The sequence below is a fragment of the Mangrovimonas sp. DI 80 genome, from assembly GCF_001975575.1.
Taxonomy (GTDB): domain Bacteria; phylum Bacteroidota; class Bacteroidia; order Flavobacteriales; family Flavobacteriaceae; genus Mangrovimonas_A; species Mangrovimonas_A xylaniphaga.
This window is the reverse complement of record NZ_MSDT01000002.1, coordinates 515598-532273: the sequence shown is the minus strand read 5'-3', so window position 1 is coordinate 532273 and position 16676 is coordinate 515598. Positions and strand designations below refer to the sequence as shown.

The window sequence follows — 16676 nt, the reverse complement described above, 5'->3', positions numbered from 1 at the left end:
ATAAGCCTATTTTTTGTAATTCTAATCAAGGATCCGCGAATTGTTCAATTACAAAAAGTAGTGTTGTAGGTGAGAATGTTGCGGCTGAAAAAACGTGTTTAATTGATGGCATCACCACGTAGCATCCTAAACTTTTTTCTGGCATCGACAAAGTAAATACTGTCTTCGTGATTGAAAATGATTTTTTCGTAAAGTTCTTTAGCTTTTTCGGGTTGCGCTAAATGGTTGCTATAGAGTTCTGCCAAATAATAATAGGCATCATCGGCCAGTATATCATCGCGGTAATTGGCAATGATTAATTGATAGTTATTGGCTGCCTTTTCATATTGCTTTTTCTTTTCAAACAATTGGGCTTGTTTAAACAACGCTTGGTCTTCTATGCTTTCTCCTTTGTGCTCTGTTAGGATTTTATCCAATAGGCCGATGGCTTCGTCGTTTTTGTTTTGAAAGGCCATTAAATCGGCTTTGGCGTAAAGTTTTAAAGCCACATGAAGTGAGTCTTCATATTTGTTGTCCGAAATCAGTAGCTTCAAGTCCAAAGCATCATTGGCGATAAGTTGGGAAGTGGAAGCCTTTAGAATTTTCAGTTGGGATTCTGCCCATTCAAAATCTCCTTTGTAATAGCTGGTCTTTGCAACTTTAAAACGGGCTTCCTGTGAAATGGTACTGTTTTTAAGGTTGGCTTGAATTTGTGAATAGAATATCAAAGCTTCATTGAATTTTTCTTGGTAGACCAAAATGTCGGCCAATTTCAATTTAACTGTGGCTTCCTGAAAATCGGAAAGCTCCAATTTTAGGGACTGTTTTAAAAATTTACTCGCCGCTTCAGGCTCATGTTTGTAAAAGGCCAAAAAGTTACCATAGGCAATCTGAAGGGGAACTGTTTGTTCAAAAGTGCCATATTCTTTAAAAACGGCTTGGTATTGGGCATCGATGCTATTGTATTCCTTTGGGGAAGCATTGGCTGTTTTGATGTCCAGTAACAATTGGTGAGCTTTCAAAATACTGGAAATGTCTTGTGAATTTTGAAGGATAAATTCTAAAATTTCAGTGGCTGTTTCATAGTCCTTTTCGGAGGTGGCTACCATGGCCAGTTCCATGATGCGGTCCAAACTTTCTGGATTTCTCTTGTAAAGAGCCTTTTCTTGGGTGAAGGATTTTGAGTAATCTTTTTCCTGAACATAGAGCCAACTCAAGAGTTCATACCAATACACGTCCGGTTGCGATTGGATTTTCTTCAGCAGTAATTTTTTAAGGTAAACATTGTTTTCATTCTCTTTGTTTTCCGAAACAAAATCGCTGAAAGCTCTTTTGGCGTTGTTGAGGAATTCTGGTTTGTCTTCTATGTAGTCGATGTAATTGGAGAACATTTGCTCGACATCTCCTTGTTCACCATAAATTCTTGCCAATTGGATATTGTAATTCTGGTCTGGATTGAGCTCGATGCCGCGTTTGTAAACAATGATAGCTTTGTCTAAAAGGGAATGTTCTTCAAACTGGCGGGCTATACTGCTAACATAAATAGGGCGTTCTTCTATTTTTTGAATGGCTTGATTGTAATAATTATTCGCCAAGGCCATGCTGTCCTGCAATTGGTAATTGTAGCCCATTTCAATTAGTAGGGTAGGGAAAGAACTTCTACTGATACGTTCAGAGAGCATTTGGCCAGCTTTGTCGTACTGTTCTAGCTGCTGATAGGTTTCTACGATTTTGTATAGGTATTTGGTAGAGCCTGGTTTTTCTTCGTCCAATTGCTGGTAGATGATCAGGGCTTTTTCAAAATCACCTTGTTTAAAATAGTTGTCTGCAAGTTGTTCGCTTTGGGAAAAAACCAAAGTGTTCCATAGCGCAATAACAAGTAAAACTATCTTTTTCATAAGGCTAATTTATGTAAATATAAGGAATGCGGCTGCTACTTTGCTGTGAATGTTTTGATAAAAAAAATGCCCGAACCTAGGTTCGGGCATTACCAGCCAAAATAAATGTGCTATTAATCATTATTTTTTAAAATGATTCAATTATTCTGCTGTGGCAATTTTTAATGCTATATGTGGGCTTGTTGTAATTCTTTTTAAAAGAAAATTTTACTCACTAACACAATAAGTGACACAAGTATAATGATGCGCTTAAGATTTTTCATAAGTAGGTTAATTTAATCGCTGTACTAACTTCATACTTATTTACAAAAAATCAAAATAAAACTACAAAAAATCGACGAATGACATGTTTTTTTTGCCTTTCGTCGATTTTTTTAAGTATTTTCCTACTAAATTATATTTTGTCGAAACCTGTATAAGGAATAAGTGCTTCAGGGATGTTGATACCATCTTCGGTTTGGTAGTTTTCCAGTATTCCTGCGAGTACTCTTGGTAGGGCCAAGGAACTACCGTTAAGTGTATGGCATAACTGCTTTTTGCCTTCCGCGTTTTTAAATCTTAATTTAAGGCGATTGGCTTGGAAAGTTTCAAAGTTTGAAACGGATGAAATTTCCAACCAACGATCTTGCGCCGTTGAGAACACCTCAAAATCATAAGTAAGGGCTGAGGTGAATCCTAAATCACCACCACATAGTCTTAAAATACGGTAAGGCAATTTAAGTTCTTGAAGAATGCCTTTAACGTGTTCTACCATTTCATCCAAAGCCTGGTAAGATCTTTCTGGGTGTTCCACACGTAGAATTTCAACTTTATCAAATTGATGCAAACGGTTAAGACCTCTAACGTGTGCGCCATAACTTCCTGCTTCTCTTCTGAAACAAGGCGTATATCCTGTTAAGGCGATTGGTAAATCACTTTCATTTAGCATTTCATCCCTGAAAATGTTAGTGGCTGGAACCTCGGCAGTAGGGATTAAGTACAAATTGTCCTCGGTAACATGGTACATTTGTCCTTCTTTGTCTGGCAATTGGCCAGTACCAAATCCTGAAGCTTCATTTACCAAATGAGGCAATTGGTACTCTGTGTAGCCTGCTTGGGTGTTTTTATCCAAGAAATAGGCAATCAAGGCGCGCTGTAATCGTGCCCCTTTTCCTTTGTACACAGGAAACCCAGCCCCCGTAATTTTATTACCTAGTTCAAAATCTATAATGTCATATTTTTTAGCCAATTCCCAGTGAGGCAATGCGCCTTCCGGAAGTACAGGAACATCTCCTTCACGGTATACTTCTTCGTTGTCCTCATCGGTATTCCCTGCAGGAACAATTGCGTTAGGAACATTCGGTATTTTATACAAAAGCTGATTTAAAGCTTCTGTAGTTTCATTAAGCTGATCTGAAAGGGTCTTTGAATCTTCTTTCAGTTGGCTTGTTTTTTCCTTTAAGGCATTGGCTTCGGCTACTTTCCCCGATTTGAACAACATTCCAATTTCCTTGGAAATACTATTGGACTCAGCTAAAATGTTATCCAATTGTGTTTGGAAACCTCTTCTGTCCTCGTCTAATTTAAGGACGGTTTCTATCATTTCGGTGGCATCGATATTTCGTTTTGACAAACGAGTAATGATATCGGCTTTGTGCTCTCTAATAAAAGGTACTTGTAGCATGTGCTTTAAAATTTAAGGAACAAATTTAAGGAATTAGCTAGAAAATCAATCTTGTTTTGAAGGCAAAATCCAAGAACTGTGTTTGTAAGGTTCCCAAGGCACACTGGCCAAATCTACACTGGAATCAATAAGCTCTTGTCTCGGTTTACCATTGACGCTTATATGGCAGGTAACATAGACTTCTACGTCAAATCCCTTCTCTGCAAAATCCTTTTTTAAATGTTGGGAAAACTGCCAGATGACGTCGGGTTTTACCATGGCTCCCCTTATTTGCTTTCTGGTAAGATAATCACTAAGTCGTACAGGTAATTCTTTGCCTGTTGCCTTGTCAATTACTTTGTAGGTGGCCATGCCATTTTTTGCTCTCAGCATCATACGCCAAGATAGACGATGGCCTTCTTCTGTCCAAAGTACATCATCCTGAATAAAATGATGGCGTAACGGAAGCGCAATTTGGAATAGAAAGTATACAGAAAAGACCCCGATCATAATTTTATGATACTTCGGAATGAAAATCTCTCCTTCGCTATAAAATTGTTTCTTTTTTAAGAATAGCTTTTGAATGGTTTTTGGTTCAAAGAAAAATAGGTTGAAGGCTAAGGATAAATAAGGGAAAATCCCAACTTGAAATACAAATGAATTGAACAGGTGGAAGAAAATGGAAGCAATAAAAGCATATTTTCTAGTCCGTTTCCACAGCATTAATGGAATTACCAATCCATCAAACAAAATGCCTCCATAAGCCAAGCAGAAGTGTACCCATTTTTCTTGTAAAAGTTCACCAACTAAAAAATAGTGTTGTTTAGATTTTAAAATCAGTCCTATGGCAGATGCATTTAACCAATCGGGGTACATTTTAGCAATAGATGCATAGGTGTAAACGATAAACAGTTGCAGTACAAAAATGTATTTGCACCATTGCGGCATGGAATTGCTTTTGAATTCGGGATGTAATTTAGCGTCCAAAGAAAAATATCTGTTGGCGGGTTGAATTACCATAATGGCGCTTAGAAGCATCAATAAATAATAATGATTATTGTAAGATGACTTCTGCATGAAATACGTTCCTGACCACATGATGGTGAAGGCAAGCATGGTCCAACGGTATTTATATCCCAACATGATAAACAATCCCAAAAGTCCCATAATGGCATAATAAACATACATGCCGTTTCCTGGTAAGGGCTGCAGCCATTCAAAACCAATAAACGAAAAAGTGAATTTGGGTTCTATCAAGGTGCGCTTGATCCAGCCTGTAAAGATGGCTCCTATGCTTTCAAAAATTAACAACAACCCAAAAATGGCCCTAAATACAACAAGGGCACTGTTGTCTATATGTTTGAAGAGGATTTTATTCATCGATATTGGCAATGAATTTCAATGAATTTTCTTGATCCAATTTCAACTGTTCTTGCAATAAGGCTACGGATGCAAATTTTTGTTCATCTCGAAGGCGGTGCAATAATTCAACCCGAATGGTTTTTCCGTAAAGATCTTCATTGGTTCTAAATAGATGAACTTCTATGGATTGTGTTTTGCCATTAACAGTGGGATTAGTACCAATGTTCATCATGCCGTATACTGTTTGGTCGTTCCATTGTGACCTAACAACATAAACTCCGTTTTTTGGAATGAGCTTATAATCTTCTTCAATATGAATATTAGCTGTTGGAAAGCCAATTTGCTTTCCTAGCCCTTTGCCTTGTGTGATGGTTCCCGTCAAAAAGTAAGGATAGCCCAAATAAGCATTGGCCGTGGAGATATCTCCATTGTTGAGGGCTGTTCTTATTTTTGTAGAACTTACGGCAACATTTTCAATGTCTTCTGCCGAAATTTCTTCGACTTCAAACCCAAACTGTTCTCCAAAAACCTTTAAATCTTCAATATTGGCGCTTCTATTCTTTCCAAAACGATGGTCGTAACCAATTATAATGTGTTTGGCATGCAATTCATCAACAAGTATTTTTTTTACATAATCATGGGCTGATAAATTGGCGAAATCCTTTGTAAACCTTTTTACGATTAAATGGTCCAATCCAGTTTGCTCCAAGATTTCTTGGCGTTCAGTAATGGTGTTCAAAAGTTTGATATTGGCATCTTTTTGAAGTACCATTCTGGGGTGAGGGAAAAAGGTGAGAATGACAGATTCCAACCCTTTGCCTTTGGCCGTTGCAATGAGGCGCTCAATAATTTTTTGATGGCCAATATGTACGCCGTCAAAGGTGCCTATGGTAATTACGGAAGGTTTGTCTATATATGTTGTTGGAGAATTGTGAAGTTTCAAGCCTGCTTTTTTGTGTAAAAATAGGTATTAAAGCCATGAAAATAAAAAAGGAGGATTGAAAAAATCTATCCTCCCTTTTTAGTGTAGGCAAGGCCTTTATTTTTTAACAAATGGCAATGTAATGTTCTTGGATTTTTTTGAAATTTTGATGAAATACATACTGCTATTTAGAAGTATGAATAAATTTTGGAATGTTAAATTATTAACTGTAAAGTATGTTATTTTTTTTGGTTCATTATTATATGATATATTCGTGTAAGCTCTTAAAATTTAATTAACAATGAAGTTAAATTGTACTAAAGTTTTAATTCTTTTAGTGTTTTGTTTGAATGTGTCAGTTTTGTTTTCACAATCTTATTGGAAAAGGGTGGAGACAAATTCTGTAAGAAAGGCAAGAAAGGAGCAAAGAAGGGTGGAACCAAATGTTTTTAAAGTTTTTGAGTTGGATCTTGAAAAGTTTAAAAGTGTCCTTCGAAAAGCTCCATCAAGAGAAGAAGATTCAAAAAAGTCTAATGCCATTGTTCAGTTTCCAAATGCCAATGGAGAGTTACAGTCGTTTCAAGTTTTGGAGTCTTCAATTATGGATCCTGTATTGGCAAATAAATATCCAATGATTAAAACGTACAAAGCATTTGGAATTAATGATCCAACGGCTTCCATGCGTTTTAGTGTTACGCAGTTTGGTATACATGCCATGATGCTTTCTGGAAAGCAAGGTGCAGTATATATAGATCCTTATACTTCCGATCTAAAATCGTATATGGTTTATGAGAAAGAAGCTTTAGAAGGGGCTTCTCAAGATTTTTCATGCCTTCAGGATGAAGGAGTGTTGTTGGAGTCTATTGAGGTCGATAAATCATCTCAAAGATTTGCTGCTAACGATCAAAAACTAAGGACATATAGATTGGCACTTTCATGTACAGGTGAATACGCTGCTCTTTTTGCTGGATCGGGAAGTGTAACTGTACGTAAGGCTAATGTTCTTTCGCAAATGGTAATAACAATGAACCGGGTTAATGAAATATACGAGAGAGACCTAGCTATTACTATGCAGTTTGTTGCGAATAACGATGATGTCATTTATTTAGATTCGGCAACAGATCCTTGGATGGGTGAATATAATACTAAAACTGCAGAAACTTTAGATGATGTTATAGGAGTTGCTAATTATGACATAGGTCATAATTTTAATACTTCAGGGGGAGGGCATGCGGGATGTATAGGATGCGTGTGTGTATCTACTTCTAAATATAGTAATCATAAAGGGATGGCGTATACGGGAAGTTCAAATCCAGTTGGTGATGCATTCTATATTGACTATGTAGCTCATGAAATGGGACATCAGTTTGGAGCTTATCATATACAATCTAGTATTGAATGTTTTAGTGGAAATGGTGAAAGTGAGGTTGAGCCGGGAAGTGGTAGTTCTATTATGGGGTATGCAGGTATTTGTGATCCAAATGTACAATATCATAGCGACGCTCATTTTAATTATATAAGTGTTAAGCAAATACTCAATTATGTAAAAAATGGTTTGGGTAACGAATGTGCTCAAGAATCCGTTTTAGTTAATCAAGCGCCAATTGCAAACGCAGGTGGAGATTATACCATACCTGCAAGTACGGCATTTGTGTTAACTGGCTCTGCTACAGATGTCGATGGGGTTGAAACCTTGACTTATAGTTGGTATCAAAATGACGCAGCACCATCAGGTAAAGTTGGGAAGCCTCAGTCTACATGGGATACAGGTCCTTTATATCGTTCATTACTGCCTTCAGATTCACCGAAACGATATTTGCCAAAAATCGAGGATGTATTAAATGGTAATTTAACGCCTACTTGGGAAGTCACACCTTCAGTTACTAGAGATTTGAACTTCGCTTTTTTGGTTAGAGATAACGGGAGTGGCATAGGTAATGGGATTGGACAAACTGATGCCGATTTAATGAAAGTTACTGTTAATGCTGCCGCGGGACCATTTACAGTGACTTCGCAAAATGAAGAGGGAATTTTTTGGAGCCATGGTGATACAGAAATTATCACGTGGAATGTTGCTGGTACCACAGCAAATAATATCAACACATCCCGTGTAAATATTTTGTTATCTACAAATGGGGGAGAGACTTTTGATGTAGTTTTGGCAGAAAATACCCCTAATGATGGTGCACAAGAAATTGTAGTGCCAGATACTCCTGCCCTTTCATGTAGAATTATGGTTCAACCAGTAGGGAACATTTATTATGCTGTGAATTCACATCCTTTTGCATTGGATTATGAAATTGTTTGTGTACAATATGATTCTGGCAATCTTGGTTTAGCGATTCAGGATGCTGTTACTAATGGACAACAAGGAGTTGTTTTATCAAGTTCTTTGAATATATCAGATTCTGAAACAATTGAATCGACGGTTGTATATACAGATATAACGCATACATGGGTGGGCGATCTTTTTGTGGAGTTAAAACATCCAAACGGGGAAGTTAAAGCGACACTTTACAATAGGAACTGTAATAATGGACAAGATGATTTGGATGTGGTTTTTAATGATGAAGGAGGTGCAATTACCTGTGCAAATCCAGTAAGTGGAACTTTTTCCCCACAGACTCCTTTAAATGAGTTTTCTGGATTGGGCTCTAATGGGGAATGGAAGTTGGAAATTTCCGATTTCTCACCTATGGATTATGGAACTTTAAACTCTTGGTATATTGAATTATGTACCTTGACAGATAGTTCTTTAGGTGTTGACAAATTTGCTGCCAACAAATTCACTATTTTCCCTAACCCTAATAAAGGAGAGTTTACTATTAAGTTGAATTCCTTATCGGGTAATGACATCAAGGTGGACGTTTATGATGTAAGAGGACGTTTGATCTACAAAAAGTCATTTACCAATTCATCAGATTTTAGTCAGACTATTGGATTAAATAATGTGCAATCTGGAATGTATTTGGTTACGGTAAATGATGGTGAGCGCAGCGCTACCAAAAAGATTATCGTAGAATAATTTAAGAGAAGTTATTTAGGTAAAAAAGGAGCGACATAAGTCGCTCCTTTTTTATTTCCCGTTGAAGGTGTTCATGGTGTTGTTGACGCCTGCCAATCCAAAAGAGGTGATCAATTCTGTGGATTTTTCTAAGCGTTCCGGAAGCTTTTCGGTTTCTTCTGGAGTCCATTCTCCCAAAACATAATCTACTTGTCTGCCCTTTGCAAATGCATCGCTTATACCGAACCTAAAGCGGTTGTAATTGGTAGTTTGCAATTTGTCTTGAATGTCCTTTAATCCATTGTGGCCGCCATCGCTTCCTTTGGTTTTTAGGCGGATGGAGCCAAAAGGAAGATTCAAATCATCGGTTATTACCAAAAGGTTTTCCAATGGAATGTTTTCCTTGGTAAGCCAATACTGAACTGCTTTTCCGCTTAGGTTCATATAGGTATTCGGCTTTAGCAAAATAAATTGTCTTCCTTTGAATTTGTAAATAGCGATATCTCCCAATTTTTGGGTTTCGAATGTTAGGGCTTCCTTTTTAGCCAAAAAATCCAATACCTTAAACCCGATATTGTGCCGTGTTTCGGCGTATTTTTCTCCTATGTTTCCTAAGCCTACAATAAGAAATTTTTTCATGGGGTGAATGTCTTTGTTTTTAACCGAAGGGGTTCTTTTAAAGAAATTAAAAAACTTCTTACACATACCTGATTGTTTGTGTAAAAATAAAAAAGCATCCCACAAATGGAGATGCTTTTTGAATATAAGATTTAAAATCTATTCTTGTGCTTCTGCTGCATCGTCTTCATCTAGATCTTCATCATCGTCAGATACATTCATTGCTGCTCTAGAACGTCTTACTTGACATACTACAGTGTTGTCTGGGTGTAAGAATTTGTAAGCTTCGTTTTCTAAAGCTGTAATGTAAAGCTTGCTTCCAATTCTCAAAGGAGTAATGTCTGCCTCTACGAAATCTGGCAAGTTAGCAGGAAGAGCCTTAACTCTAAGTTTACGCTTGTTTTTACGTAATACACCACCATTCAATACCCCTCTAGAAGTACCGATAATGTGTACAGGAATATCCATAGTGATTTCTTTGTCCTCGAATAACTGATAGAAATCGATGTGAAGGATTTTATCGGTTACAGGGTGAAATTGAATGTCCTGCATTACGGCGTTGAAAGTATCTCCGTTTTCCAAAGCAATCACAACGGTATGCGCATCAGGCGTATAAACCAGTTTAGAGAATGCTAATTCAGGTGCTGAGAAATGAACTGGCTTGTCTCCTCCGTATAATACGCAAGGAACCTGTCCAGCATTACGTAGGGCTTTCGTTGCCTTTTTGCCCACGCTTTCTCTTTGAGATCCATTGATTGTAATTGATTTCATTTGTTGTTTATATTAAATTAAAAATTTATTACTAATTGATTTGTTGTAGTGCACGTTGTGCATTACATCGGCAAATAGTTCGGCGCAAGTCAATACGCGAATCTTTTTGCTTTCTTGTTTTAAAGGAATGGAGTCTGTAACGATCAACTCTTCCAATTTAGAATTTTCCAAACGCTCGTAAGCGCTACCAGATAGGATAGGGTGTGTACAGATAGCACGGACACTTAAAGCACCTCTCTCCATCATCAAATCGGCTGCTTTGGTCAAAGTTCCTGCAGTATCCACCATATCATCTACCAAAACCACATTTTTACCAGTTACGTCACCAATAAGTTCCATGTGTGAAATGAGGTTGGCTTTTGCACGTTGCTTGTAACAGATAACCACATCGCTACCTAATGCTTTGGAATAGGCGTAAGCTCTTTTAGATCCTCCCATATCAGGAGATGCAATAGTTAAGTTATCTAAGTTTAAGCTTTCCAAATAAGGTAAAAAGATTGTGGATGCAAACAAGTGGTCTACCGGTTTTTCGAAGAACCCTTGTATTTGATCTGCGTGCAAATCCATAGTGATGATACGGGTTGCCCCTGCAGCTTCCAACATTTTTGCTACCAATTTTGCAGCAATCGGCACTCTAGGTTTGTCCTTACGGTCCTGTCTAGCCCATCCAAAATAAGGCAATACCGCTGTAATGTGTCTTGCAGAAGCACGCTTGGCAGCATCAATCATCAATAACATTTCCATTAGGTTTTGAGGTCCCGGATGAGTGGATCCAATAATGAAAATGCGAGTTCCTCTAATAGACTCTTCATATGAAGGCTGGAACTCTCCGTCGCTATAAGTTGAGGTAATCACGTTCCCCAATTTAACACCAAAGTTCTCTGCAATTTTTTCAGCGAGCTCCCTGCTTTGTGTGCAGGTAAAAATTTTGGCTTCTGTAGCTACATTAGGCATTGGTAAATGTTTGTTTTGTAACGAATTAAAATTCGGTTTGTTAAATGAGGTGCAAATTTAGGAATTTATTTTAAGTCTAAAAGAATAAAAGTTGCAAATTTTTCTTGTGAGAATGAAAATAATTTATAATTTTGCAATCCGATTTCAAGCCTTGGTGGCGGAATTGGTAGACGCGCTGGATTCAAAATCCAGTTTCTTCGGAAGTGTGGGTTCGATTCCCACCCAAGGTACAAAGACCCGGTTAATCTTAGATTAATCGGGTTTTGTGTTTTTAGTCTTTGTTATAACCTGCCTGCCTTCTTTTGTTTAAACCGATTTAAATTTCATACTTCAACAACCGTAAGGCATTTAGAACGACCACTAATGTTGAGCCTTCATGACCTATAACGGCAGGACCAAGGTCAACCATGCCCAGTATTGTTAATGGTACAAGAATTGCAACCATTCCTAGGCTTATAATCAGGTTTTGCTTTATAATTTTCTTCGCTTTTCGACTAAGTCCAATGGCGAAAGGGAGGTTGTTCAGTTTATCTGCCATTAAAGCAATATCGGCAGTTTCCAAAGCCACGTCTGAACCAGCCGCTCCCATTGCGATTCCTACCGTGCTTTTGGCCATGGCAGGCGCGTCGTTGACACCGTCTCCCACCATAGCGACACTGCCTTTTTCTTCCTCTTTTAATTTTTCAATGGCCGTTACTTTATCTTCTGGAAGCAGGCTACCTAAAGGATCGGTAATACCTATGTTTTTGGCAATGGCATCCGCAACCTTTTGATTGTCTCCTGTTAACATTATCATTCTTTTAATGCCAAGTTCCTTTAAGGCTGAAAGTGTCGCTATGGCTTCTGGGCGTGCCACGTCCATCACTGATATGATCCCTAAATAGTTTTTGTCTTGATGAACAATCATGGCGGTATGTCCCTCGGACTCGAGCTTCGTCATTTTTCGGTCAATTTCAGATGGGATTTCTTTACCTGTGACTTCTGTTAAGAGCCGCCTATTTCCTATATGAATAACGGAACCTACCCAAAAGGCCTTAATGCCTCTTGCTACCAAGGCTTGTAAATTTTCAGCTTCGGAAATGTCAGTTGCTCCCAATTCTTTCTTTCCACCTTCAACAATAGCTGCAGCCAATGGATGGTCGCTCAATGCCTCCACGGCAATGGCAGCCTTCAATAGGTGTTCCTTGGTTGTTTTTCCATAAGGAATGGCGTTGGTCAGTTTAGGTTTGCCTTCCGTTAAAGTTCCTGTTTTATCAAAAGCAATGGCACTCAGTGCGCCTAAGTCTTCTAATGGTCGCCCACCTTTTATCAAAACGCCTTGTCGAGCAGCTCTTGCTATTCCTGCCAAAACTGCACTTGGTGTGGAGATGGCTAGCGCGCATGGAGAAGCGGCAATTAATACTGACACGGCCCTGTAAAAACTTTGCTGAAAGGTTTCGTTAATGATTAAAAACGCAAGTAATAGTAAAACCACCACAATTAAAACTATGGGTACATAATACTTTTCAAACTTGTCTGTTAAATGCTGTGTTGGGGATTTTTGAGTTTCGGCTTCTTTTACTAAAGTGATCAATCTAGATAGGGTACTGTCTTTTGCTTGCTTTAGAACTTTCACTTCCAAGACACCACTGCCATTTATGGTGCCGGCAAACACTCGATTTTCAGGCGTTAACTTATTTATGTCATTTTCATTTATCCATTGTAGGCTTGGACGTTTGTCAATAGGGAGACTTTCCCCTGTAATTGGGGCTTGGTTGACGGCACTTGTTCCTTTTGTTATTATACCATCGGCTGCAATTTTGGTGTTGGGCTTGACCACGATAATATCTCCTATCATTAATTGTTCAACCTTTACTTCTGCCACTTCTTTATCTCTTTTGACCAAAGCTACGGGAGGTGTTAAATCGGAGAGGGCTTGGATAGATTTTCTAGCTTTCTTCATGGCATAGTGTTCCAAGGCATGACCCAAACTGAACAAAAATAGGAGTAACGCCCCTTCGCCCCATTTGCCCAATGCCGCTGCCCCTATTGCAGCAAAAAGCATGAGAAAATCTATTTCAAAATGTCCTTTCAACAAATCTCTTCCTGCGGTGATAAAAGTGAAAAATCCACCCCAAAAACAACTGATAACAAAAAGGGAGGTGGGTATACTTTGGGCAGTATTAAAAAACAGGGAAATGACCAACCCAAATAGCCAGAGTACACCGCTCATTATAGCAAAATATAATTCGGTGTTTTCACCAAAGAATAGCAGTTTTGATGAAATTTCGTGATGCTCAGTCGATTCATTTTTTATGAAGTCACTATGAATCTGCCCGATTTTAAACCCCAATTTCTCTATGGATTGGATGATGGAGGATTGATTGGTCTGACTATTTTTGTTATCCCATTCTAATTGGACAATTCCCGAAGCTGAAACAGACACAAAATTGACGTCAATTTTCTTTCTTAAAATTTGCTCAATTCTACGAGCCTTTCTAGCATGTCTAATTTCTTTTATTTCAATATGTAGCTTTGGCATAATTAAAATATCAATGCTATTGGGTCGTTTTTTTTGCAAAGGCGGAGAGCCGTTTTATAACTGATAGTTATAGGGTAAATTTACTTTAATTTTGGTTTAGAGCGATTATATATTGTTGGTAAATAGTTAGTTGCTTTTAGTTGGTAATCAGGTTAAGAAAACAAAATGGTAAAATTGCGAGGGTTTTCCGTGAGGAAAATTTGAAGTCATGAATTATACATGGTGTTGTAGCGTGTCTGTTCTTCCGAAAATAGTATTCACTACAGTTCTTTATTGATATTCACAATTAATGAATCTGAAAATTGGTGTATTTGTTGAATTTTAATTAGGTTGGTTTTTTGTCCTCTTAGAATTTTTCCTAAAGCAATTTGAAGATTTTGGTATTCATTGCTTTTTTTGTCAAAATACCATGGGTAGTTGGAGATATTAAAATTTTGGTTATCCCGAACGTAATCTTGAATTAACTTGGTTAAAGAGTTTTCCATTAAACGAAAGCCCTCTTTAATGGATTCAGTATTGGCTTTGTTATATAAATCTTCCCGTTCGCAACGTAAATAATAATTCTTAATAGCTGTTTCAATAGATTCTGAACCTATGGTGTACAACTTTCCAGTATTTAATAGTTCATCATAAACACTTCTATACAAGTTTAAATAAGAGCCCCCAGCTGAAATTGGATTATTAATATAAAAGAGTATATCATCTTCTTCTAGTCCGCTATAGGTTTTTTTTAGTAAAGAGTCACAGTTTTTTATAGCCTGTTCCAATCCAATATAGAGGCTTTCTTCGGTAAGTTCGTGATTGGAGAGCATTGACATACGTTTTTTATTAAGCTCAAGTTCGTTTATCATCTTTTCCAAGTACACTCTGTTGGCCTTTTTTAATTTTGAGGTATTGACCCATCCATTAACTTTTACAGCAATCAAAATACCAATTACAACTAATATTATTTCTCCAGTAGCATATTTGAAATACTTTCCAGTTTTACCATCCGATAGTAGCTGTTGTCTAATTTTTCTAAAGAAATTTATCATTTCAGAACTTTGTCTTTTTCAGGAAAATAGTGCATCTATAAATTTATTTAAACTATCATTCCGGCATTGATGCACTGGCTAATCAATTCTACAGTATTACTGGCGCCAGACTTTAAGGCAATATTCCTTCTGTGGGTTTTTACAGTTTCGGCAGAGATGTGTAACAAATTGGCAATGGTTTTGGTGCTTTCCCCTTTTGCCAAATGCTGTATGATTTCCTTTTCGCGTTTGGTGATGCATTCTATCCAGTCCTTTTTCTTGTCAATAGAGTTGTTGGGGCAAAAGCACCCCGATTGGCTACAAATATTATAATAGGACTTTTCCCCATCCAAATGGATGAAGGATACTTCATTTGTTGATTTTACTTTTAGGTGACTAATGTCGGTATGGATACTAATAATATGTTTGGGAAGTATTTCTTCGCTTAGAGCTATGATTGAAGTTTGGACCATCATGGTTTTTATTTGCTCTGATTGATCAACCCGATTGTAAGTAAAAATAATTTTATAAGAAAGAATGTCCCCTTTTGGTAAAAACCGGAAGAAGAAGTCCTGTATGGTCTGCTCCTTTTTTAGGATTTTTTGGAATTCGCATTCTTGAACTTTTTCAAGCATTTTTTCCATGGTGACTTCTTCAGGTGGGATGCCTAAAATTTTCTCAACGCTGGGGGAAATGTAATCTATGGTTAAGGTTTTAAGGTTGAGTATGTAATAGTAGCTGGCTCCGGGAGTAAAAATATTGGCAATTTTAATGAGTTGCTCCGAATTTCGGAAGGTATCATCAAGGGCAATGTTTTTGGTGTAATTTTCTTTCCAAAAGTTTATAATGGTGGCTGGTTGGTTGTTGGTTTCCATTTCATTTAAATTGTTTTAGCTTACTGGGTGTATTTAAATTATAGAGATAAGCTAGTTGCAACAATTATTATAGATGAAGATTAAATTTCATCGACAAAATGCAGTTTGAAGGCTAAAGAAGGGCATAAATTGGATGAATATTTAAATGTGGACTGTTTTAGTTTTTGTTTTGTTTTTTGTTATCAATTGGTATTCATTATGTTACGTGTTTGGTTTCTTTGTTTTTTTAATAAGAAAGCAATAACTTCGTGAGACTAATCGAGATAACTAAAAACATAACAAGCGATGAAAAAGATTATTTTAATTGTAATGCTTTTGTTTGGTTTCCAAAGTTTTGCGCAGAATGCAGAAATGGAAGCCTTTAAAGATTTGTTCAATTCTGAAAAGAAAATGGCTCTTGGCGAATTTTTGGATTTGGAAACATCACAAAGTGCCAAGTTTTGGGAAATCTATAATGATTATACCGAAGAACGAAAGGATTTGGCCAATAGACGGATTGCCCTGTTGAAAAAATATGCTTACCAATATGGAACCTTCACGGACGAACAGGCGTCGGAAATAGTTAAAGAAACATTTTCCATTAGAGACCAGAGCGATAAAATCCTGTGGAAATATTATAAAAAGTATGAGAAGGAATTTGGAGCAAAAACAGCGGCTAAGTTTGTCCAATTTGAACTCTACGTTCAAACGTCTATAGATAATGAGCTACAGACGGCCATGCCTTTAATAGAAACAAAATAAGAGTTGTTGATAATTTTTAAGAACCACCTATTTAAGGTGGTTTTTTGTTTTGTGTTATTTTGATTGAGCAATTTGGGAATTCCTTTTTTAACTTTTCCCAAACTTTCGCTTGATAGCATGTTCTACTTTTAGTAGAATGGCAATTATTGAGACAATTAGCGCAGCGCTGCCTAGGGCATTAGCTGTTTTATGTGTCGGTTCGAACGCAAATCCCAGCGTTCCTGATTTTTCATGGAACTGCCAGTTTTGTAACCGTAAATAGGGTTGATGGTTTTGGGAGGAAACTTAAGCATGATCAAGCCAAGTAACACAAAAATGGTTCCTGAGCTGGCCGGAATTAGAAATAAAGGATTGTCTACTGGCATCTGAAACTTTT

The 16676-nt window shown here is 37.4% G+C and carries 13 protein-coding genes and 1 tRNA gene; 3 read left to right on the top strand and 11 right to left on the bottom strand.

Translation table 11 applies throughout. From position 1 onward, the window contains the following. Positions 1-98: 98 nt before the first annotated feature. The 4 genes from BKM32_RS02935 to BKM32_RS02920 form a co-directional block, all read right to left on the bottom strand. Entirely contained in the window at positions 99-1877 is a 1779-nt protein-coding gene (locus BKM32_RS02935; RefSeq protein ID WP_076662472.1) for a tetratricopeptide repeat protein, read from the bottom strand. 394 nt (positions 1878-2271) lie between these two features. Next, positions 2272-3540: a serine--tRNA ligase gene (serS, locus tag BKM32_RS02930; RefSeq protein ID WP_076662471.1), complete on the bottom strand. Its 1269-nt coding sequence runs from the start codon at positions 3538-3540 to the stop codon at positions 2272-2274. Positions 3541-3585: 45 nt separating this feature from the next. Then, on the bottom strand, positions 3586-4899 hold the full coding sequence (locus tag BKM32_RS02925) for an HTTM domain-containing protein (protein WP_076662470.1): 1314 nt from the start codon (positions 4897-4899) through the stop codon (positions 3586-3588). Next, entirely contained in the window at positions 4892-5824 is a 933-nt protein-coding gene (locus tag BKM32_RS02920; RefSeq protein ID WP_076662469.1) for a bifunctional riboflavin kinase/FAD synthetase, read from the bottom strand. The genes BKM32_RS02925 and BKM32_RS02920 overlap by 8 nt, the downstream gene beginning before the upstream one ends. A 280-nt stretch (positions 5825-6104) precedes the next feature. Here BKM32_RS02920 and BKM32_RS02915 point away from each other — a divergent pair, with 280 nt between their 5' ends. Beyond that, positions 6105-8828, top strand: a complete 2724-nt coding sequence (locus BKM32_RS02915; protein WP_076662468.1) for a reprolysin-like metallopeptidase — start codon at positions 6105-6107, stop codon at positions 8826-8828. A 51-nt stretch (positions 8829-8879) separates the two neighbouring features. Here BKM32_RS02915 and pth read toward each other — a convergent pair whose 3' ends face one another. The 3 genes from pth to BKM32_RS02900 form a co-directional block, all read right to left on the bottom strand. After that, positions 8880-9446 carry an aminoacyl-tRNA hydrolase gene (pth, locus tag BKM32_RS02910; protein WP_123812052.1) on the bottom strand — a complete coding sequence of 189 codons (567 nt, stop codon included), beginning with the start codon at positions 9444-9446 and terminating at the stop codon, positions 8880-8882. A gap of 138 nt (positions 9447-9584) precedes the next feature. Next, entirely contained in the window at positions 9585-10196 is a 612-nt protein-coding gene (locus BKM32_RS02905) for a 50S ribosomal protein L25/general stress protein Ctc (protein WP_053976313.1), read from the bottom strand. A gap of 12 nt (positions 10197-10208) precedes the next feature. Beyond that, a complete protein-coding gene (locus BKM32_RS02900; protein WP_076662466.1) occupies positions 10209-11150 on the bottom strand; it encodes a ribose-phosphate pyrophosphokinase in 942 nt (313 codons plus the stop codon). 148 nt (positions 11151-11298) lie between these two features. Between BKM32_RS02900 and BKM32_RS02895 the strand changes: the two genes are divergently transcribed. Next, positions 11299-11380: transfer RNA gene (locus BKM32_RS02895), tRNA-Leu, on the top strand. An 86-nt stretch (positions 11381-11466) separates the two neighbouring features. On the opposite strand, the gene BKM32_RS02890 is transcribed toward BKM32_RS02895, so the two are convergent. From BKM32_RS02890 to BKM32_RS02880, 3 genes are all read right to left on the bottom strand, one after another. Further along, entirely contained in the window at positions 11467-13671 is a 2205-nt protein-coding gene (locus tag BKM32_RS02890; RefSeq protein WP_076662465.1) for a heavy metal translocating P-type ATPase, read from the bottom strand. 260 nt (positions 13672-13931) lie between these two features. Next, positions 13932-14705, bottom strand: coding sequence for a DUF6090 family protein (locus BKM32_RS02885; RefSeq protein WP_076662464.1), 774 nt, complete (start codon positions 14703-14705; stop codon positions 13932-13934). Positions 14706-14752: 47 nt separating this feature from the next. Continuing rightward, positions 14753-15559, bottom strand: a complete 807-nt coding sequence (locus BKM32_RS02880) for a response regulator transcription factor (RefSeq protein ID WP_076662463.1) — start codon at positions 15557-15559, stop codon at positions 14753-14755. Between the two features lie 285 nt (positions 15560-15844). Between BKM32_RS02880 and BKM32_RS02875 the strand changes: the two genes are divergently transcribed. Next, on the top strand, positions 15845-16300 hold the full coding sequence (locus BKM32_RS02875) for a hypothetical protein (RefSeq protein ID WP_123812051.1): 456 nt from the start codon (positions 15845-15847) through the stop codon (positions 16298-16300). A gap of 170 nt (positions 16301-16470) precedes the next feature. Here the strand turns inward: BKM32_RS02875 and BKM32_RS02870 are convergent, their stop codons facing one another. Further along, on the bottom strand, positions 16471-16665 hold the full coding sequence (locus tag BKM32_RS02870; protein ID WP_076662461.1) for an SdpI family protein: 195 nt from the start codon (positions 16663-16665) through the stop codon (positions 16471-16473). Positions 16666-16676 lie beyond the last annotated feature (11 nt).